The organism is Rhodococcus sp. TAF43, assembly GCF_052113525.1.
Taxonomy (GTDB): domain Bacteria; phylum Actinomycetota; class Actinomycetes; order Mycobacteriales; family Mycobacteriaceae; genus Prescottella.
The window spans coordinates 67,374-92,690 of the sequence record NZ_JBFRDL010000007.1; the positions used below are offsets into that span (position 1 = coordinate 67,374).

The following is a 25,317-nucleotide window of genomic DNA, read 5'->3' on the forward strand; positions in this document are numbered from 1 at the left end:
ATCACACCGGCGCGTGCCACCACCCCGAGCGATGACGCCGCAGGACGACGTACCCGATCCACGACGCGATCACGCACGCCGCGACCAGGCCGCGGACCAATCCCACGGCATTCTCGGGATACACGACACCGGTCAGATAGTGGGAAATGAACCCAGTGGACGGCAACTGCTGGTCACCGGCCCGCTGCCGGGCCCAGTTCTCGAGGTTCGTGAGCGGACATTCCAGGCCGGCCAGGACCGTGCTGAAACCCCAGGCGACCGCGGCGACGTGCAGCCAGATCGTGCGGCGCCACCGCCACGCGAGGAAGCCGCCGGCCACGACATAGCCGAGGAATGCCAGGTGGACCACCACCGTGGCATCGGCCAACAATCGATACAGCACCGCGACACCTCCCGACGTCGGGATGGGACCACTCGGTTTTCAGGCTACTGCGGGTCGAGCTGCCTGCGGTGCTACTGCGGTGCTATTGGGTGCTATTGCGGTTCCTTGACGACGAGGATCGGCACGTCGACCTCCAGCAGTAGGCGCTGCAGCGACCGTTCTAGAAGGAACTTGCCGATCGGCGACATCCGTTTGCTGCCCGCGACGAACAATCCTGCGCCGCTGTCGGAGACCAGGTCGACGAGAGCGCCGACACGGTCGCCGCTGTGCTCGCCCGTCCGCAACTCCCACGGAGATCCCCCCACCCCGCCGTTGTCGAGAACGGTCTGCACCGACGCACGCATTGCCTCGACGTCACCGTCTCCTGCGGCGTCGTCGAGGATGTGCAACACCAGGAGCTGCTCGCGACGCTGCATGGCCTCGCGTGCGGCGTACACCATCGCAACGCGCCCCTCCGGAGTATCGCTGTATGCAACGGCAATGGCCATGGAGCCTCCCAGACGAGTGAAACAGTGCCCGTCCAGTATCGCCGCTCGGCCGCCGAAGCACCGTGTGGCACACGTCGCGATTCAGGTGTGACGTGCGCCCGTCGGCCCGAGTTTCGGGGTCGTGCGTGGGAGTGAGTGGCTACCAGGGCGAGGTCTGATAGTCCTTGAGGAAGCACCCGTACAGGTCGACGCCCGCCTCACCCTGCACGATCGGGTCGTACACACGCGCCGCGCCGTCCACCAGGTCGAGCGGGGCGTGGAAGCCCTCGTCGGCCAGTCGCAGTTTCGTGTAGTGCGGGCGCTCGTCGGTGATCCAGCCGGTGTCGACCGCCGTCATGAGGATGCCGTCCTCGAGCATCTCCTTGGCGCTGGTGCGGGTGAGCATGTTCAGCGCGGCCTTCGCCATGTTGGTGTGCGGGTGGCCCGGACCCTTGTATGCGCGGCTGAACTGGCCCTCCATCGCGGAGACGTTCACCACGTACTTGCGCCGCGCCGCCGCCGCCGCCATCGACGGCCGCAGCCGCGAGACGAGGATGAACGGGGCGACCGAGTTGCACAACTGCACCTCGAGAAGCTCGATCGGGTCGACCTCCTCGACCGTCTGCACCCAGCTGTTGGTGTGCGCGATATCGGGCAGCAGGCCGCCCGCGTCGATCGCGACGCCGCGCTCGATGCGGGCGGGTGTCGCCGAACCGGCGACCAGCGCGAGCGAGCTGACCTCCGCGGCCGACAGGTTCGCGGCCGAGGCGAGCGTCGCCGTCGACAGCGATCCGGCCAGGGCCGCCGGGTGTGCCTCGCTGGTCTTGCCGAACGTCACGACGTCGGGCAGTTCGCCCGCAGGCAGCGCGCCGGACTCGGCCTCCGCGAGCGCGCTGTAGGCGCCGGGGGAGCGGCGGACCGTCTGCGCGGCATTGTTGATCAGGATGTCCAGCGGACCCTGTGCGGCAACGGAATCGGCGAGCGCGACCACCTGGGCGGGATCGCGCAGGTCGATGCCGACGACCCGCAACCGGTGGATCCAGTCGGCGCTGTCCTCCATCGCCTTGAAGCGGCGGATGGCGTCGTTCGGGAATCGCGTCGTGATGGTCAGGTGGGCGCCGTCGCGCAGCAACCGCAGCGCGATGTACATGCCGATCTTGGCGCGTCCGCCGGTCAACAGGGCGCGGCGCCCCGTGAGATCGGTGCGGGCGTCACGCTTGGCGTGACTGCGGGCCGCGCACTCCGGACACAACTGGTGGTAGAACGCATCCACCTGTGTGTACCGCTGCTTGCAGATGTAGCACGGCCGCGGGCGGATGAGGGTCCCGGCGGTCGCGCCGGCGGCGCTGGAGGTGAGCGCAATCCCTGCGGTCTCGTCGTCGATCCTGTCGGGTGAGCCCGTGGCGGTGGCCGCGACGACGGCCCGATCGGCCTCGGACACCGCGTCCCGCGTCTCGACGCGACGGCGGCGCTTGAGCTTCTTGAACAGGTTGCCGACCGCGCGCTGGAGCGCGACCGAGTCGGGGTGGTCCGCGTCGAGCGCGGATGCCTCCGACAGCACCCGCATGCAGATGTCCAAATCGGCGGGATCGATACCCGTCATCGGTTGTGCCATCGGTAGGTAACTCAGTCCTGATCTCGTGCGCGTGTGCGTGATCCCGTGCGGGTGGTCGACGGATCAGTCTACCGAGTACTCGATCGGGCTCTTCCGGCCGCTGTGCTGGTGACACCGTGCCCTCGTCAGAGGAGCATGTGAAGTACCAGGGGGAGTGCCCCCGGGGCAGTCCCCCGCTCGAGAGATGACACTCGAGGAGGGTGAGGACAATGAGCAAGTCGAACGGGTCCGGCCAACCCGGATCGGACCGATCGGGCGCGTCGACGGCCTCCGCCGTCGGCACATTCGAGATGTTGCACGCGGAATCGGTGGTGCCGGTCGAGTCGCCACTGCAGAAGGAAGGCCCATTTCTTCCGGAACTGACCGAGGTGGATCTGCTGGTACGCGCACCCGAGGCGCGACGCGACTTCAACGTGTCGGGCTCCGGCGTCACCGTCGCGGTGCTCGACACCGGATTGCGTTCCACACACGTCGATTTCGCGGGACGAGTGGTTCCGGGCCGCAACTTCACCTCCGACTACGGCGGGGATCCCGCCGAGATCACCGACGGGAACGGACACGGCACTTCCGTCGCGGGCATCGCCTGTGCGGGACGGATCCACACCGGAATCGCACCGAACGCGCGGGTGGTGCCGGTCAAGGTCCTCGCCAACGACGGCACGGGTCGCTTCGCCGACATCCGCGACGCACTGGACTGGGTCCTCGACCGGCGCGCGTCGCTCGGGATCTCGGCGCTGTGCCTGGCGACCGGTGCGTCCGACAACCGCACGACGGACACCGACATGCCCGGCGACGCGATCGGGGCGCTGCTGCAGGAACTCACCGACGAGGGCGTGTGCTGCTGTGTGGCGGCCGGCAACGACTACTACGCACACGGCGGCATGCAGGGAATGTGCTACCCGGCGGTGTTCCGCCAGACGATCAGCGTCGGTGCGGTGTACGACGCCGACGAGGGCAGCTTCCGCTACCGCGACGGCGCCAAGGCGTTCGCGTCGGACTCCGACCGCCTCACGCCGTTCACGCAGCGACTGCACCGGACCGTCGGTGGCCCGTGTGCGACCGACACCTTCGCACCGGGATCGCCGATCACCTCGTCGGGCATCCTCAACGACACCGGTGAGTCGATCCAGTACGGGGCCAGTCAGGCGACACCGGTCGTGCTGGGCGTCGTGGCGCTGCTGCAGTCGTTCTACCTGCGCACGATGGGGCATCTGCCCACCGTGGTGGACGTCAAGCGGTGGCTGGCCCGTGGCTCGACAGTGGTCTATGACGGCGCCGACGACCACGACAACGTCAATCACACCGAACTGACCTTCCCGCGGACGAGCGCGCTCGGATCGCTGCTGGTGTGTGCGAAGGACCTCGCGGTGCGGGAACTGGCGACGGCCGATCGGGCGAGCATGCGGATGGGGGCGATGCGCCACTGAGACGAGTTCGCGGGAACGTGTACGGAGTGATCGAAAGACGGTGGCTCCGAACGAGAGTGGCTCCGAACGACAGTGGCACCGAGGAGTACACAGAAACGAGAAGATCCCCGGCTCCTGGAAAACCAGGTACCGGGGATCTTCTCGTCTGTCTCAACTCAGAGTGTCCGAGGGGGGACTTGAACCCCCACGTCCGTTAATAGGACACTAGCACCTCAAGCTAGCGCGTCTGCCATTCCGCCACTCGGACTCGTTGTTGCAAGCTGTTCAGTTGTTTTTCTCTTTGCCCCGTTCTCCGGGTGCCTGGAAAGATTATCCGATCTTTCGCCAGGTCCAAAATCGCCTGGTCAGAGGAGGGTTTTGGACCAAAAGCGGGCATCGATGGTTGCACGTGCTGTCGCTGCGACGGTGGTAGGAAAGTGAGGTGCCATCACATGAAGAAGCAGTGTCCTCACCACAGCCCGTGAGTCGCGCCGAATCGGAGGTCGTCGACCTCGTCAGCGCGCTGATCCGGTTCGACACCTCCAACACCGGCGAACTCGAGACCACCAAGGGCGAGCGGGACTGCGCCCTGTGGGTGCAGTCCAAGCTCGAGGAGGTCGGGTACGAGACCGAGTACGTCGAATCCGGTGCCCCCGGGCGGGGCAATGTCTTCGCGCGGCTGCGCGGTGCGGATCCCGGGCGCGGAACGCTGATGATGCACGGCCACCTCGACGTCGTGCCCGCCGAGCCCGCGGACTGGAGCGTGCACCCGTTCTCGGGGGCCGTCGAGGACGGTTACGTGTGGGGCCGTGGCGCGGTCGACATGAAGGACATGTGCGGGATGATGCTGGCGTTGGCCCGCCAGTTCAAGGCCGAGGGCACCGTGCCGCCGCGGGACATCCTGTTCGCGTTCGTCGCGGACGAGGAGGCCGGCGGCAAGTGGGGCTGCCAGTGGCTGGTCGATCACCGGCCCGATCTCTTCGAGGGCGTCACGGAGGCGGTCGGGGAGGTGGGCGGCTTCTCGCTGACCATCCCGCGCGCGGACGGCACGGAACGCCGCCTGTATCTCGTGGAGACGGCCGAGAAGGGGCTCGGCTGGATGCGGCTCACTGCCAAGGCCACCGCAGGCCACGGATCGTTCCTGCACGAGGACAACGCGGTGACGATCCTCGCCGACGCGGTCTCCCGGCTCGGCAACCACACTTTCCCCCTCGTGATGTCCGATTCGGTCGCGGAGTTCCTCACCGTCCTCTCCGAGGAGACCGGCGTCGACTTCGACCCGAACTCGCCCGACATCGACGGCACCCTGGCGAAACTCGGCAGCATCGCCCGGATCATCGGCGCGACGCTGCGCGACACCGCGAACCCGACGATGCTCAAGGCCGGCTACAAGGCCAATGTGATCCCGCAGACCGCGGAGGCCGTGTTCGACTGCCGCGTCCTGCCCGGCCGGCAGGCCGCGTTCGAGCGTGAGGTGGACGAGCTGATCGGGCCGAACGTCACGCGCGAGTGGATCACCAAGCTCGATTCGTACGAGACGACGTTCGACGGCCACCTGGTGGACGCTATGAACGACGCCGTGCTCGCGCACGATCCGAACGGCCGCACCGTGCCGTACATGTTGTCGGCGGRCACCGACGCAAAAGCGTTCGCGCGCCTGGGGATTCGCTGCTTCGGCTTCGCGCCGCTGCGGCTGCCGCCGGAGTTGGACTTCGCGGCGCTGTTCCACGGCGTCGACGAGCGGGTGCCGGTGGACGCGTTGCACTTCGGCACCCGAGTGATGGAACACTTCCTGCTACACAGCTGACCCGCTGTACCCGAGATCTGGGAGAGGATTCACATGGCACACGATCCGTACGACGGACTGCCCGACCTGCCGTCCTTCACGCTGACGTCCGACGACGTCACCGACGGCGCCCCGCTGAAGAACGATCAGGTCAGCGGGATCTTCGGGGCCGGTGGACACGACATCTCGCCGCAGCTGTCGTGGTCCGGGTTCCCGCCCGAGACCAAGAGCTTCGCGATCACGATGCTCGACCCGGACGCTCCGACGGCGTCGGGCTTCTGGCACTGGGCGGTCGCGAACATCCCCGTCACCACCACGTCGCTGCGCGCCGATGCGGGCGACGAGACCGGTTCCGGGCTGCCCGAGGGCGCCGTCTCGCTGCACCACGACGGCGGTCTGTCGCGGTTCCTCGGCGCGGCGCCGCCGCAGGGGCACGGGCCGCACCGCTACATGTTCGCGGTCCATGCGGTGGACGTCGACCACCTCGACGTCACACCCGACTCGACGCCGGCATTCCTGGGCTTCAACCTGTTCTCGCACGCGATCGCGCGTGCCGTCATCACCGGTACGTACGAGCAGAAGTAGACCGGCACACAGCAGGCCCGTCACCGCGATCGGTGACGGGCCCTGCTCGTGGAATCCGGGGTACTACGTGCGGGCGCCGGCACCCACCGCGTCGCGGATCGACTGGAACCCGGCCTCGCGGACCTTCCGGGCCAGGCCCTTGTTCAGCTTGTGGGCGTAGAACGGCCCGCCGTAGATGAAGCCGGTGTAGCCCTGGACCAGGGTCGCCCCGGCGAGGATCCGTTCCCAGGCCTGATCGACGGTCTCGATGCCGCCCACCGAGATCAGCACCAGCCTGTCGCCGACCCGCGCGTGCAGACGGCGCAGCACCTCGAGCGAACGCCGCGCGACGGGGGCGCCGGACAGGCCGCCCGCGCCGATCTCCTCGATCCGCGACTGCGGGGTGCGCAGGCCCGTGCGGGAAATCGTGGTGTTGGTGGCGACGATGCCGGCCAGGCCCAGTTCGACGGCGAGATCGGCGACGGCGTCGACGTCCTCGTCGGACAGGTCGGGTGCGATCTTCACGAGCACCGGGATGTGCACGGTGTCGAGCACCGCCTGCAGCAGCGGGCGCAGCGACTCGACGGCCTGCAGGTCGCGCAGCCCGGGGGTGTTGGGGGAGCTGACGTTGACGACGAGGAAGTCGGCGAGCGGTCCCAGCAGACGCGCGCTGGCGGTGTAGTCGCCGGCCGCCTCCTCCGCGGGAACGATCTTGGTCTTGCCGATGTTCGCGCCGATCGGTACGTCACCGCGGCGGTGCCGCAGGTAGTTCGCGGCATTGCCGGCGCCGTGGTTGTTGAAGCCCATCCGATTGATCAGTGCCCGATCGTCGGACAGACGGAACAGGCGCGGCGCGGGATTGCCGGGCTGGGCCTGAGCGGTGACGGTGCCCACCTCGGCGAAGCCGAAGCCCATCGGTCCCCACGTGTCGACGCCGGTCGCGTCCTTGTCGAACCCGGCGGCAAGCCCGACCGGTGCCGGGAAGTCGACGCCGAACGCCGTGGTGCGCAGTGCCGGATCGTCGACGACGAGCACCTTGGCGACCAGTGCACGGATCGGCGCGAACCGCGTCACGACCCGCATCGCGGCGAACGCGAGGTGATGGATGCGTTCCGGGGGGATCCGGAACATCAGACGCAGAAGCAGGTGGTACACGAATCTCCCTAGATTCCAGGTGCCGGAATGTGATGGGTGGTCTTGCGGCGGCGGAGCAGGATCCGACGGCTGCCGTCGGTGTACAGGCGGACGCGTGAGAGCTCCCAGCCGCCGAACTCGGCCTGCAGTGCCAGTCGCATCGACGCGCTCACCCGGGTGACGTCACGGGGCAGGCTCAGCGGAATGTACTCGAACTCCTCGGAGTCCGTCTCCCATTCGCGGGGAATCCCGCTGCGCCGCTGCGACCTGGACGTCACCGTGGATCACCCCGCCGCGAGCGGGATCGTCTGCAGTCCGTCGCCGACCGCGGACCCGACGACGAGGGTGCCGGTGGCGGTGTCCACCGCGACAGAGTTGGGCTGGCGGACGGTGTCGTAGCGGACCTTCTCGACGGGGATGCCGGTCGAGATATCGTAGCCGACCACCTTGTTGCTGGCGGTCAGCGTGACCCACACGAGATCGGTCCGCTCGTCGTAGGCGATCCCGTACGGGGCGTTCGCGACGGGGTACCGCTGGCGCATGATCAGCGGGTCGGTGGTGAACACCAGCAGTTCGTTGCCGGCGGTGTCGGTGACCAGGATCCGGCCGTGCTCGTCGGTGATCAACTGGGTGGCGCCCTCGCCGGCGCGCAGGGCCAGGCCCAGGTCCGCGTCGTCGAGGTCGATCTGCGTCAGCGACGTCTGGCGGCGATCCAGTGCGCTGAGGTCGCCCTTGGTGAGCGCGAGCGCGTCGACGGAGGCCAGGCCCGAGATCGTCTCGGAGACCGATCCGGAGGGGTCGACGATCTGGATCCGGCCGTTGGCCAGGCCCACCGCGAGCTTGCCGTCGGGCAGGAAGACAGCCGAGCGCGCGTCGCCGTCGACGGTGACGGACGACGACACGCCCCCCGCCTTCAGGTCGACGATCTGCACGCGGCCGTTCATGGGCAGCAGGAGTCGGCCCTCGGGGGCCGATGTCATCTGCGCGGCGACACCGTCGATCGGGATCTCGCGGGGCGCGCCACCGCCGTCCGGTGTGGCGCTCAGGGTGAACAGTTTGCTGCTGCCGTCGGTCAGCAGTGCGGTGGTGTTCGACGTGGGGTCGAACGTGATCGCGTCGATCGGCCGACCGAGGTTCTGCACCGCACCGGCGGGGGTGGCGCCGGCGGGGGAGACCGCCGCGGTGGCCGGTTCGATGGTCTTGAGGTCGTCGGCGTTCTTCTCGGACGAACACCCGGTGAGCAACAGCAACGCGGCAGCCCCAATCGTGCAAGCGGTGATGCGCGGTGCCGGTACTCGCATGGGTGTGCTCCTCGGATGCTGCAGCAGTGCTGCCGTGTGGTGCGTGTGTGCTCGCCTTCTAGCATCCATGATCGACCGGACCGGCCGGAATCCGAGTCACCCCGGACGTGAGGCGTACGACACTCACTCCCCGGCGGCCGGTGTGCCGTCCCGGCGCGGGAGCACCAGCGTGGCGCCCGACCGGGGGTGCCTGAACACCTCGACCGGATGGCCGTAGACGCGGGACAGCAACTCCTCGGTGAGCACCTCGGCCGGTGGTCCGTCGGCGGCCGCACGGCCGTTCTCGAGGACGCAGATCCGGTCGGCGTACGCCGCGGCCAGTCCCAGGTCGTGGAGCACGACGACAACGGCGGCACCGTCGGCCGCCCGGTCGCGGGCGATGCGCATCACGGACTCCTGGTGACCCAGGTCGAGGGCCGCGGTGGGCTCGTCGAGGAGGGCGGTCTCGGTGTCCTGCGCGAGCACACGGGCGAGTGCGACGCGCGCACGCTCGCCGCCCGAGAGGACGCTGAACGGCCGGTCCGCGAGGTGTCGGACGTCACAGATGTCCATGCACTCGTCGATGACCTTGTCGTCGTCGGTGTCCCGCCCGGTGCGCTGCCACGGCGCGCGCCCCATCGTGACCACCTGGCGGGCGGTGAACGAGAACCCCACGGTGTGCTGCTGCGGCAACACAGCGCGCCGGCGCGACATGTCCGACGGTGTCCAGTCGCCGAGCGGCTTGCCGTCGAGTTCGACGGTGCCCGCCGCGACCGCCTGGTCGCCCGACAGCGCCGCCAGCAGCGTGGACTTGCCGGCGCCGTTGGGGCCGACCAGTGCGAGCACCTCACCGGAGCGGACCGTGAGATCGACGCCGTCGAGGACGGTGCGTCCGCCCCGCTCGACGTTGATCCCGGTGGCCCGCATCGTCACGGCGCCGCGTTCGGTGCGCGCGGGGACGTCGGTGGCGCGGCCGAACAGGCTTCGGGTGCGGTCGATCATCGAGCCCATCACGCCCACCCGCCCTGACGGGAACGGGTGCGGCGCAGGAGCCAGAAGAAGAACGGTCCACCCACGAGCGAGGTCAGCATGCCGAGCGGAAGGTCGGCGTTGTCCACGAGCGTGCGGGAGCCGAGGTCGGCGGCCAGCAGGACCACTGCGCCACCGAGCACGCTCGCGGGCAGTAGTAGTCGATGCCCGGGGCCGACGAGCATGCGCATCACGTGCGGTACGACGAGGCCGACGAACAGGATGATGCCGGTGAACGCGACGCCCGACGACACCAGCACCGCGACGATCACGATCGCGATCAGTCGCAGCTTCTCGACGTCGACACCGAGGTGCCGCGCCGCGCTCTCGCCGAGGGCGAGCAGGTCGAGTTTCGGGGCGATCAGCATCGACGCGGCGATGCCCGCGATCGCCATCGGGGCGACGATCGCGACGGCGTTCCAGCTGGCGCCGTTGAGGCTGCCCATCTGCCAGAACACGATCTGGTCGCGGGCAGCGGGGCTCGCGACGAACGTGAAGAACGCGATGAGTCCTCCGGCGAACGCGTTGATCGCGACGCCGGTGAGCACGAGGGTGACCACCTCGGTTCGGCCGCCGGAACGGGCGAGGAGGTAGACGAGGGTGGTCGTGATCAGTCCCGCCACGAAGGCGGAGCCCGCGACGGCCGGTCCGGCGGTGAATGCGCCGCCCAGCACGATCGCGGCACTGGCACCCACCGCGGCGCCGGCCGAGACGCCGATGACGCCCGGCTCGGCGAGCGGGTTGGAGAACACGCCCTGCAGGAGGGCTCCCGAGCAGCCGAGCGCCGCGCCGACGAGGATCGCGAGGATCACGCGCGGGAACCGCACCTGCCACAGCGTCACCTCGCCGCTGGGATGCGACGGCATCGGTCCGATGTCGAGCCCGATGCGGTGCAGGACGCTGCCCAGGACCTCGGCCGGGCTGGTCGGCACCTGACCGATGCAGGCCGACGCGAGGGCCAGCACGGCCAGCAGGACTACCAGCCCGACGATGACCGTGCCGGGCCGCACCCGGGGCCGGCTGGCTACCGAGGTACTCATTCCGCGTCGGGGTGGTAGATCGCCTCGGCCAGCGCCGCCAGCACCTGGCCGGTGTTGGAGCCGAAGCTGAGCAGCATGGTGTCGGACATGTCCACGACCCGCTTGTTCTGGCCGGCCGGAGTCTGCGCGATACCCGGAACCTTCTCCAGGCCGTCGACTCCACCGATGGATTGGAGGCCACCGCTCATCATCAGCATGACGTCGGGTGCCGCCGCGATCATGGCCTCACTCGTGATCGGGACGAACTCGCTGGTCAGGCCCGAAGCGGTGCCCGCGTCCGTGGCGCCGAGCGCCTCGATCAGCGAGTCGGCACCGGAACCGGGTCCGGCGAGCATCGTGATCGAGGGACCACGCATGTAGAGGAACGCGATCTTCAGCGCCTCGGAACCGGCAGGAACCAACGCCTTCGCGTCGGCGATCTCCTGCTCGGTCCGTGCGACGAGCTGCTCTCCCTGTGCGGGCACGCCCAACGCCGCGGCCACCGCGGTGATCTGCCCCGGCACACCTTCGAGGGTGCGGGTGGGATCGAAGTAGACGACCGGAACCCCGGCAGCGCGGAGCTGATCCTGTACCGACTTGGGGCCGATGCTGGTGTCGGTCAGCATCACGGTCGGGGACAGGTTCAGGATCGCCTCGGCATTCATCGCCTGTCCGCCGGGGGTGATGTTGGGGATGTCCTTCGCGGCCGGGAAACCGGATGCAGTGTCGCGACCGACGACGTTGTCACCGAGACCCAGTGCGAACACCGTTTCGGTCAGGGTGCCGTATCGGTCGGCCGTCACGATCCGGCTGGCATCGTTGATCGTGACGTCGACACCGTCGAAACTGCGCACCGTGACCGGAAGTTGCGGGGTCGGGCTGTCCGCAACCGGTCGTGGATCGGCGTCGGCGACCACCGCGGTGGTCTGGCCGTGCTGCGCGGTTTCGTCGGTCGCGACGGACGTGCAGGCCGCGAGTGAGACTACGGTCGCGGCCGAGGCGGCCACGACGAGGAGCCGGGAGAGCGCAGATCTCATTTCACAAGGTAGCGATCGATATCGGCCTCGAGATCGGCGAACAGGCCGCCGTTGAGGCCGTACGCGAGGTTGACCTCGCTGATGAAACGTGCCTGCTCGTCTGCGGACAGCGGTGCCTGATCGAGCTTGGCGCGGTACTCGTCCTTGAACACCTTCGGCTTGGCGATCTGGTCGAAGATGTAGAACCGCAGGCCGTCGACCTCGTAGCCGTACGCGCGCTCGAGCATGCGTCGGATGATCTGACCGCCGGACAGGTCACCCATGTAGCGCAGGTAGTGGTGCGCGACGAAGTCGGCCGGGGAGGTGAAGGCGACCTCTTCGAGGCGCGCGACGTACGCCGCGGTCGCGGGAGTCGCGACCAGCTGGTCRCGCCAGGCCGGGCCGAGTAGGAACTCGAGGTCGGCCGCGAGGGCCGGCAGGCGGACGAGCTCGGGAGCGATGAACGGCGCAGCGATCGGGTCGGCGACGTGGGTGTCGGCGGCGCGCTCGAGCACCTCGTAAACGAGGTAGGTCTGTGCCAGTAGGGCCGCGAAGCCCTCCTTGGTGAGCTTGCCGGCGAGGAGATCGCCCACGAATCGGGACTGCTCGGTGGCGCGGTGAGCCGCATCGGTCTCGGTCTTGATGCGCTCGGCGAAACCGGCGAGCTCGCCGGCCTCGGTACCCTGGTCGAGCACGTCCATGTGATCTCCTTCACGATGACATTCGTCAGACACAACGGCTACGAGGTTAGCCTATCCTCGCGATCGTTGTCGTCACTAATCACCCTGAATCAATCGAAAGTTGGACGCTCGACCGATCAGGCGCTGACGTCGTCGAGCGCCGATGCGATCGCCGCCGGCAACTCGAGCTCCTCGGCGGACAACACGCCGGTGAGCTGGGCGAGATCTCGTGCGCCGACCACCGCGCTCGCGACACCGGGCCGGTCCCGCGCCCATGCGAGTGCCACCGCGAGCGGTGACGTGCCCAGACCGTCGGCCGCGGTGAGGACCGCGTCGACCACCCGGACCGAGGACTCCGTGAGGTAGCTGCGGACCTCGGCGGCGTGCTGCTCGTCCGCGCCGCGCGAATCGGCCGGGATCCCGTCCCGGTACTTGYCGGTGAGGACGCCGCCCGCGAGCGGAACCGCGGCGAACACGCCGATGCCGTGATGAGCCGCGGCGGGAAGCAGCTCTTCCTCGACACCGCGGGCGAGGAGCGAGTACTCGGCCTGGGTCGCGACCAGTCGCCCCGGCCCGCGATAGCCCGCCGCGGTCGCGAGCTGCCAGCCCAGGTAGCCGCGGGCCCCCGTATATCGGACGCGGCCGCTGCTGACCGCATGGTCGAGAGCCGACGCGACCTCGTCCACCGGGGTCAGCGGATCCCACGTCGCTACCTGCCACATGTCGAGGTGGTCGGTGCCGAGTTCGCGCAGTGTCGAATCCAGCTGCGCGAGCAGACCGCGGCGGGAACAGTCCACGCGCTGCCCGTTGTGCGCGTACGGATTGATTCCGGCGCTACCACCGAGGATCAGGTATTCGCGGGGCACCACGTCATCGAGCAGTTCCGCGAGCAGGCGCTGGGCCTTCCCGTCGCCGTAGGCGGGCGAGGTGTCGACGAGGGTGCCACCGGCATCGACGAACGCGGACAGCTGTGCCGCAGCTTCGTCACCGTCGGTATCCCGACCCCAGTGCAGGGTCCCCAGCCCGAGCCTCGACACGCGCAGACCGCTCGTTCCCACCGCTCTGTATTCCATAACCGCCCACGTCTCGACACCGGATGTTTCAGCTGACTTCACCGGCAGGACAACGCCCGCCGGTGTGAAGAACACTAGTAGCGCGCACGGCGCGCCGAGTACAGCCACGCCGGGTACCGTCTGTCCGGTGAAACTTGGACCACACGCGTGTAATACGGATGCCCGCAACCTGATCCGCCGCACCTCACTCGACGCGAGTGGCCCGGGGTCCCTCGCGTGATCGGGGAGGCCATGACCTGGCTCCAGGCGATCGTTCTCGGCGCGGTGCAGGGGCTCACGGAGTTCCTGCCGATCTCGTCGTCGGGCCACCTGCGGATCGTCTCGGAGATCTTCTTCGGCACCGACGCCGGTGCGTCGTTCACCGCGGTCACACAGCTCGGCACCGAGGCCGCGGTTCTGTTGTACTTCGCCCGGGACATCGGCCGCATCGTGGCGGCCTGGTTCCGCGGACTGTTCCATGCAGAGCACCGCGGCGACCTCGACTACCGCATGGGCTGGTACGTCATCATCGGCACCATTCCGGTCGGTGTGCTCGGCTTCCTGTTCAAGGACCAGATCCGCACCGGCGCAAGGAACCTGTGGCTGATCGCGACGATGCTGATCGTCTTCGCGCTCGTGATCGCGGCCGCCGAGTACTACGGGCGCAAGACCCGGCCGATCGAGGACCTGCGCGCCCGGGACGGCATCATCATGGGTTCCGCACAGGCACTCGCGTTGATCCCCGGCGTCTCGCGCTCCGGCGGCACCATCAGCGCCGGCCTGTTCCTCGGCCTCACCCGTGAGGCCGCGGCTCGCTACTCGTTCCTGCTCGCGATCCCCGCGGTGGTCGCCTCCGGATTGTTCAGTCTCCCCGACGCATTCGAGCCGGAGGGGGAGGGGCTGATCGCGTCCGGGCCGCAGCTGCTGGTGGCGACGTTGATCGCGTTCGCCATCGGGTACGCCTCGATCGCCTGGCTGCTCCGCTTCGTCGTGAACCACTCGATGTACTGGTTCGTCGGCTACCGCATCGTGCTCGGTGTCGTCGTGCTGGCACTGCTCGCGACCGGCGTGGTCTCGGCGACGTGACCGGTGTCGGAGCGGGACGCCATTAGGCTGTAGCCCATGACGGTGATCCTGCTCCGACACGGACGTTCGACGGCGAACACCTCGCGCACCCTCGCCGGTCGTTCGCTGGGCGTCGCACTCGACGACGTCGGGGTCGAGCAGGCCAAGGGGCTCATCGACCGGCTGTCGGGTGTCGCGATCGCGGAGATCGTGCAGTCGCCGCTGCTGCGGTGCGAGCAGACCGTCGCCCCGCTCGCGATCGACCGGGGGCTGACGCCGCGGACCGACGAGCGACTGGCCGAGGTGGATTACGGACAGTGGACCGGCCGGAGCCTGAAGGACCTTGTCGAGGAACCCCTGTGGCGGGTGGTCCAGCAGCACGCGTCGGCCGCCGTCTTTCCCGGCGGTGAGGGGTTGGCGCAGGTCCAGGCCCGTGCGGTGGCCGCGGTGCGAGAACACGACCGGCGCCTGGCCGAGGAGAACGGCAGGGACGTCGTGTGGATCGCCTGCAGCCACGGCGACGTGATCAAGTCGGTGCTCGCCGACGCGGTGGGCAGCCACCTCGACGGATTCCAGCGCATCGTCACCGAGCCGGCATCGATCAGCATCGTGCGGTACACGGCGACYCGACCGTTCGTCCTGCGGATGAACGACACCGGGAGCGACCTCGCCGGCCTGAACGGCGCCGGCGGCGGGAAACACGACGCGCAGGAGTCGGTGCCCGGCGGTGAGGTCGGCAATGATCGGCCGCTGGGACAGTAGGGCGGATAATGAAGCGGTACGCAGAATTCGAGGAGGTGCAATGCCACGCGCGATACATGTTTTTCGCACCCCTGATCGATTTGTTGCGGGGACGGTCGGCGAACCCGGCGACCGGTCGTTCTATCTCCAGGCCGTGCACGACGCGCGGGTGGTGAGCGTGCTGCTCGAGAAGCAGCAGGTCCAGGTGCTCGCCGATCGGATGGGTCTCCTGCTCGAGGAGGTCCACCGGCGGTTCGGTACCGCGGTGCCGCCCGAGGCGGGCGAGCTCGGTGACCTCAGCCCGCTCCTGACACCGCTGGACGTCGAGTTCCGGGTCGGCACGATGGGCCTCGGCTGGGATGCCGAGGCGGAGTCCGTCGTCGTCGAACTGCTCGCGGTCAGCGAGACGGAGTTCGACGAATCGGTCGTCCTCGATGATGCGGAGGAGGGCCCCGACGCCGTGCGGGTGTTCCTCACCCCGATCCAGGCGCGCGAGTTCGCGTTGCGCTCCGAGCGCGTGGTCGCCGCGGGTCGTGCCCCGTGCCCGCTGTGTGGCGAGCCACTCACCGCGGACGGCCACGTCTGCATTCGCACCAACGGATACCGGCGGATTGCGGGATTCGATTCGTCCGTCGAGTTCGGAGAAGAGCTCTGACTGCGGTGTCGATCGACCCGTCGGATCCCGCGGCCCGCGAACTGCTCGCGGACGGTGAACTGACGCTGGTCGGTCGGATCGTCCACGCGAGTAACGCGACGCTGGTGTGTGAGGCGTCCACGAACGGCCGGTCGGTGCGCTGCGTGTACAAGCCGATCCGGGGTGAACGCCCGCTGTGGGACTTCCCGGACGGCACGCTCGCGGGCCGCGAGGTGGCGTCGTATCTGATCTCGGAGGAGCTGGGCTGGGGCGTGATCCCCCGCACGATCCTGCGCGACGGTCCGTTCGGCCCCGGCATGGTGCAGCAGTGGGTCGAGACCCCGGACCGTCACCCCGAGTCGGGCGGGCAGCTCGATCTGGTGGACATCTGCCCTCCCGAGGAGGTGCCGCCCGGCTTCTTCGAGGTGCTGCGTGCCCTCGACGTCCAGGGCACCGAGGTGGCGTTGATCCACGCCGACGATCCCCGGCTGCAGCGGATGGCGGTCCTCGACATCCTGCTCAACAACGCCGATCGCAAGGGCGGGCATGCACTCGAGGGGGTCGACGGGTCGGTGTACGGCGTCGACCACGGCATCTGCCTGCACGAGGAGAACAAGCTCCGCACGGTCCTGTGGGGCTGGGCGGGCTCGCCGATCGGGGACGACCTGATGGCCGACGTGGCCGGGTTCGCGGAGCGGCTCGAGGGCGAGGTGTTCCCGGCCGTCCTCGCCCGGCACATCACGGCCCGTGAGGTCGACGCTCTCCGCGACCGTGCGCGGGCGCTGGTCGCGGCACCGGTGATGCCACATCCCGTCGGATCCCGGCCCATTCCCTGGCCCGCGTTCTAGTCGTTCCAACGGTTCCGACGGTTCCAGCGGTATCCGACGCTCAGTTCGGGCCGATTCGCGACGCGTCCTCCCGATCGGCCAGTCGTGCCAGCCGAACCAGGTCACCTTGTAGTGCGTCACTGCGATCGTGGTGGGCAGGCACCGTCAGCGAAATCGTCCGGTCGAACCAGGTCGGCAGGTTGATGATTCGATAGGACTGCACGATCCGGGTTCCCGAATCCGTCGGCTCGAGCACGAACCGCCATTCGGTGTTGTCGCCGTAGATTCCGCCGTCTGTCACCCACACCATCTGGCGGGGAGCGTCGAGTTCGGTGACGGTGCACGTTCGGCTCCATCGCACGAATCCGGCCTTGCTGCTGCCCCGGAACCGCGCGCCGACCGATGCGGCCGAAACCCCGTCGAGCCACCGTGCGGCGTGGCACTCGTGACTCCACTCGCGGACTCGGGTCACGTCGGCGAGCACGTTCCAGACCGCCTCCGGGGACGCCGAGGTCGTCACCTCGTGGCGGCCGCCGAGTGGTGACTTCAGTGGGGAGAACTCCGCCGATCGCCACCGTCGGAACGCCGCCCGCCGGTAGCGCTTGATCATCACGTGGAGCATCAGCCAGCGCGGGATCGCCGGCACGAGTTGCACGATGGCCCGCCGGTCGTCCGGCTCGGCGTCGTCCACGATGAACAACCCCTCGTCGAACAACTCGATCGGACCGAGCGGCTTGATGTTGAATTCCTCGTCCCACTCCCGCCACTCGGCCTCGGTGATCGTCGCCGACACGATCGGCATCATCTGACGCTCCTCACGCTCGAGGTGCGGCAGCAACAGCTCGCTCAGCCGGTCGATCGCTGCAACGGTGGCATCCTTTGCCTCCGCCGAATCACGGTATGCGCCGGCCACTTCCTCCACGCGCTGCATCGCCGGGACGATGGACCGGTGGTCGGCGTTCATCTCGTCGAGCAGGGGGTACGCCTTCTGGTTGCGCAGCCGGACGAGCGGGTACAGGTGGTTGTCCTCCGATTCGTGGTGGTGATGGAGGAATTTCATCATCCACAGCAGGTGGTCCGCGATCGCGATACGTTGCGCATCGAAGGGCGCGGGCCAGCTCGTGAGCGTGTCCCGCGCTCGGGCCAGATCACGCCGGAGAGCGGAGTGCACGATTCCCATGACACGGGTGTCAGCCGGTCCTTCGAGGTCTGTTCCGGCGTTCATGATGGCTACTCCTCAGAAAGGTCGAGCAGCCGGACGACGGTCTCGGCCACCCAGGTTTCGTAGTGCTGGTCGGACCATCCGGACCCATCCGTGAGCCGGAGGTAGACCTCGTTGCTCAGCACCGCGGTCAGCCCGTCGATCTCGGTCGCTGTCACTGGTCTACGAGCCAACGCGGTGGCCAGGGCCTCCACCGAGTCACGGTGGTCGGCGTGGTTCTTCGCGAGGAGTTCGGCGAGTTCGGCGTCGTTGGACGCGCCATGAGCCAGAACGCGGTCGAGATGCGCGGTCCGTCGGAAGATCCAGGCCGTGAATCGGCCGGTCGCCGCGGCACGCTCGGCGAGACCGCCCTGGCCGATGGCGCGGAACTCGGCGCGGTCGAGTAGCGGCACCGGATCGTCGTCACCGACTACGGCGATGTCGAGCGCGACCTTCAGCAGTGCGCGTTTGTTGCCGACGCTGCTGTACACAGTCTCGATCGCGCACCCCGCCTCGGCCGCCACGTCGCGCATCGACGTACCGGACCACCCACGCTGGACGAACAGTCGTGTTGCCGCCGCGAGCACGGCATCGCGGGTTCGCCCGGCCATCTCCTGGCGTAACGGGGAGTCGTAGCGCCGGGGATTTGTCCTGGTCACACTCCCATCCTAGGACGAGCATATATTCATTACAACAGCATTCCAGCGATCTGCGGCGGCTGCGAGTACGGAAACACCGGTCCACTAGGCTCGTGCCCATGCAGTCTTGGTCCGATACCGCTGTCCCGTCCGTGCCCGGTCAGGGCCCGGCCCTCCGGCTCTACGACACCGCGGACCGGCAAGTCCGGCCGGTCACTCCCGGTCAGGTGGCGAAGATGTACGTGTGCGGCATCACGCCGTACGATGCGACCCACCTCGGGCACGCCGCGACCTATCTGACGTTCGACCTGGTGAACCGGATCTGGCGGGACGCCGGTCACGATGTGCACTACGTCCAGAACGTCACCGACGTCGACGACCCGCTGTTCGAGCGGGCCGCACGCGACGGCGAGGACTGGATCGTGCTCGGCATGCGGGAGACTGCGCTGTTCCGTGAGGACATGGAGGCGCTGCGGGTGCTGCCCCCGCGCGACTACATCGGCGCGGTGGAATCGATCAACGAGGTCGTGGAGCTGGTCGAGAAGTTCGTCGCATCCGGTGCGGCGTACATCGTCGACGACCCCGAGTACCCCGACGTGTACTTCCGGGCGGACGCCACCGCGCAGTTCGGGTACGAGTCCGGCTACGACCGCGCCACCATGGAACACTTCTTCGCCGAGCGTGGCGGCGACCCCGACCGCCCGGGCAAGCAGGATCCGCTGGATGCCCTGGTGTGGCGCGCGCAGCGCCCCGGCGAGCCGTCGTGGCCGTCGCCGTTCGGTCCAGGCCGTCCCGGCTGGCACATCGAGTGCGCCGCAATTGCGCTGAACCGCATCGGGTCCGGTTTCGACGTCCAGGGCGGCGGCAGCGACCTGATCTTCCCGCACCACGAGTTCTCGGCGGCCCACGCGGAATCCGCCACGGGCACGGAGCGTTTCGCGCGCCACTACGTGCACACGGGCATGATCGGGCTCGACGGCGAGAAGATGTCGAAGAGCCGCGGCAACCTGGTGTTCGTCTCGAAGCTGCGCGGTGAGGGTGTCGATCCGGCCGCGATCCGGCTCGGTCTGCTGTCGGGCCACTACCGGACCGACCGGGCGTGGACCGACCAGGTGCTCGCCGAGGCGCAGGCCCGGCTGGATTTGTGGCGCAAGGCCGCTGTGGTCGAGTCCGCACCCTCGGCGGAGGACACGATCGCCCGGGTGCGGCAGCATCTCGCGGACGACCTGGACACGCCCAAGGCGCTCGATGCGATCGACGGCTGGGCCCGCCGGGCACTCGATCACGGTGGACCGGACGAGTCCGCGCCGGCCGCACTCGCGGCGGCGGTCGACGCGCTGCTGGGCGTCGACCTGCGCTGAGCGCGGTCACAGCCGCGTGAATCGTTCCCGGTCCTCCTCGAACTCGGTGAGGATCTCGGTGGTCAGTGTCGGCCGGGTGTCGGCGATCGCCGCGAGGTAGTCCTCGGTGGTGGCCGGCCGGCCCGAGCGTTCGGACACCTCGCGTTCGAACGCGGCCTGCGAGCCCTTCCGGGAGGCGAACTCGATGTCGGCGGGGGTGAACAGTTCGCTGGCCTCGACCAGTCGGTCGAGGTCCACGTGGACAGCTGACGCGCCCAGGTAGCGCTGCCACACGGCGCGGCGTGCGGGCGCGTCGGGCGGTCCGACGGGGATGACGTAGTCGAATCGGCCGGGACGCAGGAACGCGGAGTCCAGTGAATGGACCGAGTTGGTCGCGCACACCATCAACCGACGCTCCGCTTCCCGGAATGCCGGGATCAGCTTGAGGAGTTCGTTGGTGACGCCGTGTGCCGGGCTGGTGGCGAGTCCGGTTCGGGCACTGGCGATCTCCTCGACCTCGTCGATGAACACCACGACCTCGTCGAGTTCGGCGAGGTCGGCGAACACCTCGCGTAGCGACGCCGCCAGGCCGCCCTCGGACGTCGCGGCCAGGCGGGAGGGGAACAGTTCCACGAACGGCCAGTCCAGCCGGGACGCGATGGCCTTGGCGAAGCTGGTCTTTCCGGTACCGGGCGGGCCGAAGAGGATGACCGCCTTCGGCGGCTGGACGCCGTACTGGTCTGCAAGGTCCGGGTTTTCGAGCGGCGAGACGATCCGCCGCTCGATGACCGCCTTGACGTCCTCCATTCCGGACATCGTCTGCCACAACCCGTTCGGCATCACCCGGCCACCCAGTTCGCTCAGCAGAGTCTTGTCCGGGCCGAGGGGCTCGAGCAGTTCGTAGTAGACCAGTCCGTCGCGGCGGAGGTACCCGGAGTGTTCGAACGCGGCGGACCCGGTCGCGGCCTCCGGAAGGACCGCCGAGATCCGATGGGCGCCGGCGCTGCGCAGCCGACGTTCCAGGTTGGCGAGCAGCGCGCTGCCGATGCCGCGGTTGCGCCAGCGGGATCCGAGCGCGACCAGCAGGATCCACGCGCGTTCGCCGTGGACCTGCGCGACAGCCATGCCGACGAGTTCGTCGCCGACGGCGGCCACCACGGCCGGTTGACCGGCACGTGCGGCCGCCATCACCTCGGCGAGGGTGAAGACGGGCTCGGGGGACCCGGGGGACCGGCTCTGGTCCCATACCTGAATCGCCTGATCCAGGTCGTCGTTCTGGAAGTCTCGCAATCGCCAGACCGGCATCTGCGCTCACCTCGGCTCGATCGGCAGCGGGTGTACCCAGTACACACCCGGAGCGCTGCGGTGTCAGGTCGTCGGCGGTCGCGAGGCGGTGCCGGGAACGGCGCATTTGGGCAGTTCGCGTCCCTGATCGGCGCCGAAGTCGTGTGGTGAGGCTCACCGGCTCGGTAAATTGTGGGAAGGGGTACTGCGACGCTCCGGAGGCGAAACGGCCATGACACCAGACGAACTCATGAACGAGGCATGCCGGCTCGCGATCGAGTCGGTGACGAACAACTGGGGTGGCCCCTTCGGCGCGGTGATCTCCCAGGACGGTGAGATCGTGGCGCGCGGTCAGAACCGGGTGCTGTTGACCGGTGACGTCACCGCGCACGGGGAGATCGAGGCGATCCGCAAGGCGGTCCTGGTGCTCAATGCCGAGGCTCCGAGCATCGCGGCCGAGCATCTCGACCAGTCGACGCTGAAACTGGTTCCGCGCCCCGAGGGCTCACCGGATCGTGTTCCCGAGCGCGCCCGGATGCTGATGGGGATGGAGATCTACACCAGCGGTGCTCCGTGCCCGATGTGCATGAGCGCGATCTACTGGTCCCGCCTGGACGCGATGTACTTCGCGAGCGACCTGGCCGCGACCACCGCCATCGGGTTCGACGATGCGTTCCAGTACGACGATTTCACCCGTCCGTACGGGGAGCGATCCATCAAGATGGAACAGGTGCGTCAGGATCTGGGGGCGGCCGCGTACGCGGTGTGGTCCGAGAAGTCCGACAAGCACCCCTACTGAGCCGTCACCGCGATGGTCGCCTCGGATGCCGGATCGCCACGTCGCGCCCCGGCGACCGTGGTGGTCACCCACGTGCTCCGGTCCGGCCGCGAGCCGGACTTTCGGCGCTGGCAGCACGAAGTCGACACGGCGGCAGCAGGATTCGACGGATTCCTTGGGACGGAGATCGCCCGGCCCGCGGACGGTGGGCACGAGTGGTCGGTCGTCTACCGGTTCGACTCGGTGGCCAATCTGCAACGTTGGCTGGGCAGCGAACACCGCCGCGACCTCGTCTCCCGCGCCGGCCCGCTGTTCGAGCGGGAGCCCACCCAACACGTGCTCGTCGACGACGAGGCTCGGGAGACGGTGACCGTCGTCGTGGCACATCCGCCGGTGCCCGGTCGAGAGCAGGAGTTCCTGTCGTGGCAGCGGCGAATCACCGAGGCCGAGAAGCGCTTCCCGGGGTTCCGGGGCTCCGAACTGCATGCGCCGATCCCGGGTGTCCAGGACGAATGGRCGATCCTGTTCACGTTCGACTCGCAGACCGACCTGGACCGTTGGCTCGGGTCGCCGGAGCGGGCCACGCTGCTCGCGGAGGGGCGAGAGTTCCGGGACTTCAGCCTGCGACCCATTCCGAACCCGTACGGGTCGTGGTTCCCGTCTCCCGGTGGCGCAGTCGCGCCCGTGCCGTCCTGGAAGACCGCGATGTCGGTGCTCGTCGGTCTCTATCCGCTGGTCGTGGTGCTGACGATCACGATCGACGAGGTGTGGCCCGCGGCGCCGCTGTGGTTGAGCCTGCTGATCGGCAACATCGCGTCGGTGGGCCTGCTCACGTGGGTCGTGATGCCGATCGTCACGCGCGCGCTGCACTTCTGGCTCGAACCCGGCGACCACACCGACCGGCGGATCGACACTCTCGGCCTCGTGGTGTCGGTGGCTTTCCTCACCCTCGCGGCCGCGGTGTTCTGGCTCCTGACGACGGTGGTGTGGACGCTGCCGTGAGCGGCCCGCGGCCTAGCCGGATCCGGTGACGGTGAGCCACAGCAGGGCCACGTTGAGGGCGATGATCAGACCCGCGGACACCCAGGCGAGCGCGGTCGTCGCCGACGCGTTGCGCTCGGGCCCCATGAGTTCGGGATCCGACGTCATCCGCACCAGGGGCACCAGCGCGAACGGGATGCACAGGCTCAGCACGACTTGACTGATGACGAGTGCATACGTGGGATCGACCCCGATCCCGAGCACGATCAGTGCGGGGATGAGCGTCACGACCCGGCGGGTGAGGACGGGGATCCGCACGTGCAGCAGTCCGTGCATGATCTCGGATCCGGCAGCGCACCCCACCGAGGTCGAGGCCAGACCGGAGGCGAGCAGTCCGATCGCGAACACCACCGCGACACCGGGGCCCAGCGCCGCCTGGATCGCGGCGTGAGCACCCTCGATGCTGTCGGTGCCGGGGACGCCGCGCAGGGCGGACGCGGCGAGCAGCAGCATGCCGATGTTGACGCCGCCCGCGATGATGAGGGCGCCGGAGACATCCCAGCGGGTCACACGCAGCAGTCGACGCAGACGGGGCCCGTGTCCGGCGGCGCCGTGGCGATCTCGGGCCAGCGCGGAGTGCAGGTAAATGGCGTGCGGCATGACCGTCGCACCGAGCATGCTCGCCGCGAGGAGGACGGTCTCGGCGCCCTCGAATCGGGGGACGAGTCCGGCGACGGCCTCCTTGCCCGACACATCGGTGAACGCGAGGCCCGTGAGGAACCCTATCGTGATGATCGCGAGCAGGCCCATGACCACGAATTCGAACGTGCGTTGTCCACGGCGGGACTGGATCGACAGGATGACCATCGAGACCACGCCGGTGACGAGACCGCCGACGAACAGGGGCAGGCCGAACAGGAGATGAAGGGCGATGGCGCCGCCGATGACCTCGGCGAGGTCGGTGGCCGCCGCCATCACCTCGGCCTGCAGCCAGAAGGCCCGGCGGTTGCCCTTGCGGAGGCGCTGGCCCAGCATCTCGGGCAGCGACCGTCCGGTCACCAGGCCCAGCTTCGCCGACAGGTACTGGATCAGCACGGCCATGGCGTTCGCGAGGACCAGCACCCAGATCAGCAGGTAGCCGTACTTCGCGCCCGCGGTGAGGTTCGCCGCGACGTTGCCGGGGTCGACGTAGGCGATGGCGGCGACGAACGCCGGCCCGAGCAGGGCGGCGGAGCGGAGACCGCCGCCCTTGCGTCGCCGTGCGGCGGATGCGTCGGTCTCGGTGCTCACTGGACTCCGCTCGCTGAATTCTCCGGGGCATTCCGCGAGCACCGACCACGTCGGTTCGCGTATACGCACTATAGAGTTCGGTTGACCGAACTTTCAAGCGAGGGTGTTACCCACCCGGGGGCGGAGCGCCTACTCACGGAACGAACGAAGCCCCCGTTCGTAGTCGGAAGAGGGCTTCGTTCATGGGTGGGTCAGTGGAGGACGGCGAGTCCCCGCATGAAGCTGTCGATGCGCTGCGGCAGGCCGTGGGTTCCGCCGTTGACGACCCGCGAGACCTGCTCGATGCCGGCGGTGTCCGCCGTGGCGTTGAGGTTGCGGGACTGCCAGTACCACGCGGCGGTCTCGAACGCGTTCTCCGGCGTTGCCATCAACTCGGGGTGTGCGACGAAGTCGATGCCGAGGTAGTCGCTGACGCTCTGGTAGTTGTGCCGGCCGGTCACCTGGATCGCGCCGCGACCCTTGTACCGCTCGCCGTCGCCGGGCGCGAAGTTGCCCAGGTCTGCACGGCCCTCGTAGGCGCGGCCCGAGGCGTACTCCTCGAACGTACGGAAGGAGTCGGACTCGACGACGAGCTGGGCAATGAAGGCGGACTTGCGGACGGGGGTGTCGATCCCCGCCTTGGCGAGCGCCTCGTTGAGCGGCGCGACGTACTGTGCGAGCTGGTCGGGCGCCACCTGCGGAACGATGCTCACGAGCTCGTCGAGGGTGACCGATGCGGGGCTGGGTGGCGCCGGTGCGACCGGGGGGGCGACCGGCGCGGCCGCCGGTGCAGGCGGCGCGGCCGGATCGGCCGACCCGAGGGCCGGCATGACACGGGCCTGGGCGACGGGGGCCGCCGCGGAGGTCGATTCGGGAAGGTCGAGCGCCTTCCGCAGGTTGGTCGTGTCGAGGAACTGCACCGCTGCGGCCGGTGTCGGCAGGGTCTCTGCTGAGCTGGATGCGATTGGTCCGATCGCGAGGTTGCCGACACACAGTCCGGCGACGGTCGCGGTGGCGAGACCGGCGATGCGGACTCGTGACATAAGGCTACGTGGGGTGGACGTCGTCTGGTCGGGCGTGCTTTCGGAAGTGCATTCAGGGGAGGTGTGCAAGGCTCTGCTCCGGCTTG

Annotated in this window: 26 protein-coding genes and 1 tRNA gene; 10 read left to right on the forward strand and 17 right to left on the reverse strand. The window is 68.7% G+C overall.

Going from position 1 to position 25,317, the window contains the following annotated elements; genetic code table 11:
- Position 1: 1 nt before the first annotated feature.
- From AB4Z09_RS07355 to AB4Z09_RS07365, 3 genes are all read right to left on the reverse strand, one after another.
- A complete protein-coding gene (locus tag AB4Z09_RS07355; RefSeq protein WP_174910063.1) occupies positions 2-382 on the reverse strand; it encodes a DUF2784 domain-containing protein in 381 nt (126 codons plus the stop codon).
- A 92-nt stretch (positions 383-474) separates the two neighbouring features.
- Entirely contained in the window at positions 475-870 is a 396-nt protein-coding gene (locus AB4Z09_RS07360; protein WP_114723048.1) for a universal stress protein, read from the reverse strand.
- Positions 871-1,009: 139 nt separating this feature from the next.
- Positions 1,010-2,464 (reverse strand): SDR family oxidoreductase, encoded by a 1,455-nt coding sequence (locus AB4Z09_RS07365; RefSeq protein ID WP_114723049.1) that lies wholly within the window; start codon positions 2,462-2,464, stop codon positions 1,010-1,012.
- Between the two features lie 209 nt (positions 2,465-2,673).
- Between AB4Z09_RS07365 and AB4Z09_RS07370 the strand changes: the two genes are divergently transcribed.
- Positions 2,674-3,891, forward strand: a complete 1,218-nt coding sequence (locus tag AB4Z09_RS07370) for a S8 family peptidase (RefSeq protein ID WP_114723050.1) — start codon at positions 2,674-2,676, stop codon at positions 3,889-3,891.
- Positions 3,892-4,052: 161 nt separating this feature from the next.
- Here AB4Z09_RS07370 and AB4Z09_RS07375 read toward each other — a convergent pair.
- A tRNA-Leu gene (locus tag AB4Z09_RS07375) sits at positions 4,053-4,138 on the reverse strand.
- A gap of 213 nt (positions 4,139-4,351) precedes the next feature.
- Here AB4Z09_RS07375 and AB4Z09_RS07380 point away from each other — a divergent pair.
- Entirely contained in the window at positions 4,352-5,677 is a 1,326-nt protein-coding gene (locus tag AB4Z09_RS07380; protein WP_442239447.1) for a M20/M25/M40 family metallo-hydrolase, read from the forward strand.
- Between the two features lie 33 nt (positions 5,678-5,710).
- Positions 5,711-6,241 (forward strand): YbhB/YbcL family Raf kinase inhibitor-like protein, encoded by a 531-nt coding sequence (locus AB4Z09_RS07385; RefSeq protein WP_174910069.1) that lies wholly within the window; start codon positions 5,711-5,713, stop codon positions 6,239-6,241.
- Positions 6,242-6,304: 63 nt separating this feature from the next.
- Here the strand turns inward: AB4Z09_RS07385 and AB4Z09_RS07390 are convergent, their stop codons facing one another.
- From AB4Z09_RS07390 to AB4Z09_RS07425, 8 genes are all read right to left on the reverse strand, one after another.
- Positions 6,305-7,375 carry a quinone-dependent dihydroorotate dehydrogenase gene (locus AB4Z09_RS07390; RefSeq protein ID WP_174910071.1) on the reverse strand — a complete coding sequence of 357 codons (1,071 nt, stop codon included), beginning with the start codon at positions 7,373-7,375 and terminating at the stop codon, positions 6,305-6,307.
- Positions 7,376-7,383: 8 nt separating this feature from the next.
- Entirely contained in the window at positions 7,384-7,632 is a 249-nt protein-coding gene (locus tag AB4Z09_RS07395; RefSeq protein WP_174910073.1) for a DUF5703 family protein, read from the reverse strand.
- Between the two features lie 6 nt (positions 7,633-7,638).
- The gene (locus AB4Z09_RS07400) at positions 7,639-8,655 is read right to left on the reverse strand and encodes a hypothetical protein (RefSeq protein WP_174910075.1); all 1,017 of its coding nucleotides are present in this window, start codon (positions 8,653-8,655) and stop codon (positions 7,639-7,641) included.
- 123 nt (positions 8,656-8,778) lie between these two features.
- Complete coding sequence (locus AB4Z09_RS07405; protein ID WP_174910077.1) at positions 8,779-9,645, reverse strand: heme ABC transporter ATP-binding protein; 867 nt, start codon at positions 9,643-9,645, stop codon at positions 8,779-8,781.
- On the reverse strand, positions 9,645-10,703 hold the full coding sequence (locus tag AB4Z09_RS07410) for a FecCD family ABC transporter permease (protein ID WP_174910079.1): 1,059 nt from the start codon (positions 10,701-10,703) through the stop codon (positions 9,645-9,647). The genes AB4Z09_RS07405 and AB4Z09_RS07410 overlap by 1 nt, the downstream gene beginning before the upstream one ends.
- Positions 10,700-11,719: a heme/hemin ABC transporter substrate-binding protein gene (locus AB4Z09_RS07415; RefSeq protein ID WP_174910081.1), complete on the reverse strand. Its 1,020-nt coding sequence runs from the start codon at positions 11,717-11,719 to the stop codon at positions 10,700-10,702. The genes AB4Z09_RS07410 and AB4Z09_RS07415 overlap by 4 nt, the downstream gene beginning before the upstream one ends.
- Complete coding sequence (locus AB4Z09_RS07420) at positions 11,716-12,399, reverse strand: biliverdin-producing heme oxygenase (protein WP_174910083.1); 684 nt, start codon at positions 12,397-12,399, stop codon at positions 11,716-11,718. The genes AB4Z09_RS07415 and AB4Z09_RS07420 overlap by 4 nt, the downstream gene beginning before the upstream one ends.
- Positions 12,400-12,515: 116 nt before the next feature.
- Positions 12,516-13,451, reverse strand: coding sequence for an aldo/keto reductase (locus AB4Z09_RS07425; RefSeq protein ID WP_442239448.1), 936 nt, complete (start codon positions 13,449-13,451; stop codon positions 12,516-12,518).
- 219 nt (positions 13,452-13,670) lie between these two features.
- On the opposite strand from AB4Z09_RS07425, the gene AB4Z09_RS07430 reads away from it, so the two are divergent.
- The 4 genes from AB4Z09_RS07430 to AB4Z09_RS07445 are packed head-to-tail and all read left to right on the forward strand — an operon-like array spanning position 13,671 to position 16,718.
- Positions 13,671-14,516 carry an undecaprenyl-diphosphate phosphatase gene (locus tag AB4Z09_RS07430; protein WP_174914681.1) on the forward strand — a complete coding sequence of 282 codons (846 nt, stop codon included), beginning with the start codon at positions 13,671-13,673 and terminating at the stop codon, positions 14,514-14,516.
- Between the two features lie 36 nt (positions 14,517-14,552).
- A complete protein-coding gene (locus AB4Z09_RS07435; RefSeq protein WP_442239449.1) occupies positions 14,553-15,257 on the forward strand; it encodes a histidine phosphatase family protein in 705 nt (234 codons plus the stop codon).
- A gap of 40 nt (positions 15,258-15,297) precedes the next feature.
- Positions 15,298-15,891: a DUF3090 domain-containing protein gene (locus AB4Z09_RS07440; protein WP_114723061.1), complete on the forward strand. Its 594-nt coding sequence runs from the start codon at positions 15,298-15,300 to the stop codon at positions 15,889-15,891.
- A 5-nt stretch (positions 15,892-15,896) separates the two neighbouring features.
- The gene (locus AB4Z09_RS07445; protein ID WP_174910088.1) at positions 15,897-16,718 is read left to right on the forward strand and encodes an SCO1664 family protein; all 822 of its coding nucleotides are present in this window, start codon (positions 15,897-15,899) and stop codon (positions 16,716-16,718) included.
- Between the two features lie 40 nt (positions 16,719-16,758).
- Here the strand turns inward: AB4Z09_RS07445 and AB4Z09_RS07450 are convergent, their stop codons facing one another.
- Complete coding sequence (locus AB4Z09_RS07450) at positions 16,759-17,922, reverse strand: hemerythrin domain-containing protein (protein ID WP_442239450.1); 1,164 nt, start codon at positions 17,920-17,922, stop codon at positions 16,759-16,761.
- A gap of 5 nt (positions 17,923-17,927) precedes the next feature.
- Positions 17,928-18,557, reverse strand: a complete 630-nt coding sequence (locus AB4Z09_RS07455) for a TetR/AcrR family transcriptional regulator (RefSeq protein ID WP_442239451.1) — start codon at positions 18,555-18,557, stop codon at positions 17,928-17,930.
- Positions 18,558-18,655: 98 nt separating this feature from the next.
- Between AB4Z09_RS07455 and mshC the strand changes: the two genes are divergently transcribed.
- Positions 18,656-19,897 (forward strand): cysteine--1-D-myo-inosityl 2-amino-2-deoxy-alpha-D-glucopyranoside ligase, encoded by a 1,242-nt coding sequence (gene mshC / locus AB4Z09_RS07460; RefSeq protein WP_174910093.1) that lies wholly within the window; start codon positions 18,656-18,658, stop codon positions 19,895-19,897.
- 6 nt (positions 19,898-19,903) lie between these two features.
- Here the strand turns inward: mshC and AB4Z09_RS07465 are convergent, their stop codons facing one another.
- On the reverse strand, positions 19,904-21,181 hold the full coding sequence (locus AB4Z09_RS07465; RefSeq protein ID WP_174910095.1) for an ATP-binding protein: 1,278 nt from the start codon (positions 21,179-21,181) through the stop codon (positions 19,904-19,906).
- A 211-nt stretch (positions 21,182-21,392) separates the two neighbouring features.
- On the opposite strand from AB4Z09_RS07465, the gene AB4Z09_RS07470 reads away from it, so the two are divergent.
- Positions 21,393-21,959, forward strand: coding sequence for a nucleoside deaminase (locus tag AB4Z09_RS07470; protein WP_174910097.1), 567 nt, complete (start codon positions 21,393-21,395; stop codon positions 21,957-21,959).
- Positions 21,960-21,971: 12 nt separating this feature from the next.
- The gene (locus tag AB4Z09_RS07475; protein WP_442239452.1) at positions 21,972-22,940 is read left to right on the forward strand and encodes an antibiotic biosynthesis monooxygenase; all 969 of its coding nucleotides are present in this window, start codon (positions 21,972-21,974) and stop codon (positions 22,938-22,940) included.
- A gap of 12 nt (positions 22,941-22,952) precedes the next feature.
- Here the strand turns inward: AB4Z09_RS07475 and AB4Z09_RS07480 are convergent, their stop codons facing one another.
- Both AB4Z09_RS07480 and AB4Z09_RS07485 read right to left on the reverse strand, forming a co-directional pair.
- Positions 22,953-24,209 (reverse strand): Nramp family divalent metal transporter, encoded by a 1,257-nt coding sequence (locus tag AB4Z09_RS07480; protein ID WP_174910101.1) that lies wholly within the window; start codon positions 24,207-24,209, stop codon positions 22,953-22,955.
- Between the two features lie 191 nt (positions 24,210-24,400).
- Entirely contained in the window at positions 24,401-25,231 is an 831-nt protein-coding gene (locus AB4Z09_RS07485; protein ID WP_254622921.1) for a glycoside hydrolase family 19 protein, read from the reverse strand.
- Between the last annotated feature and the right edge of the window lie 86 nt (positions 25,232-25,317).

Excerpts from the sequence above, each read along its gene's own strand:
- AB4Z09_RS07360 (WP_114723048.1), bottom strand. The coding sequence starts at position 870 with ATGGCCATTGCCGTTGCATACAGCGATACTCCGGAGGGGCGCGTTGCG.
- AB4Z09_RS07365 (WP_114723049.1), bottom strand. The coding sequence starts at position 2,464 with ATGGCACAACCGATGACGGGTATCGATCCCGCCGATTTGGACATCTGC.
- AB4Z09_RS07370 (WP_114723050.1), top strand. The coding sequence starts at position 2,674 with ATGAGCAAGTCGAACGGGTCCGGCCAACCCGGATCGGACCGATCGGGC.
- AB4Z09_RS07385 (WP_174910069.1), top strand. The coding sequence starts at position 5,711 with ATGGCACACGATCCGTACGACGGACTGCCCGACCTGCCGTCCTTCACG.
- AB4Z09_RS07400 (WP_174910075.1), bottom strand. The coding sequence starts at position 8,655 with ATGCGAGTACCGGCACCGCGCATCACCGCTTGCACGATTGGGGCTGCC.
- AB4Z09_RS07405 (WP_174910077.1), bottom strand. The coding sequence starts at position 9,645 with ATGGGCTCGATGATCGACCGCACCCGAAGCCTGTTCGGCCGCGCCACC.
- AB4Z09_RS07410 (WP_174910079.1), bottom strand. The coding sequence starts at position 10,703 with ATGAGTACCTCGGTAGCCAGCCGGCCCCGGGTGCGGCCCGGCACGGTC.
- AB4Z09_RS07415 (WP_174910081.1), bottom strand. The coding sequence starts at position 11,719 with ATGAGATCTGCGCTCTCCCGGCTCCTCGTCGTGGCCGCCTCGGCCGCG.
- AB4Z09_RS07440 (WP_114723061.1), top strand. The coding sequence starts at position 15,298 with ATGCCACGCGCGATACATGTTTTTCGCACCCCTGATCGATTTGTTGCG.
- AB4Z09_RS07450 (WP_442239450.1), bottom strand. The coding sequence starts at position 17,922 with ATGAACGCCGGAACAGACCTCGAAGGACCGGCTGACACCCGTGTCATG.
- mshC (WP_174910093.1), top strand. The coding sequence starts at position 18,656 with ATGCAGTCTTGGTCCGATACCGCTGTCCCGTCCGTGCCCGGTCAGGGC.
- AB4Z09_RS07465 (WP_174910095.1), bottom strand. The coding sequence starts at position 21,181 with ATGCCGGTCTGGCGATTGCGAGACTTCCAGAACGACGACCTGGATCAG.
- AB4Z09_RS07470 (WP_174910097.1), top strand. The coding sequence starts at position 21,393 with ATGACACCAGACGAACTCATGAACGAGGCATGCCGGCTCGCGATCGAG.
- AB4Z09_RS07485 (WP_254622921.1), bottom strand. The coding sequence starts at position 25,231 with ATGTCACGAGTCCGCATCGCCGGTCTCGCCACCGCGACCGTCGCCGGA.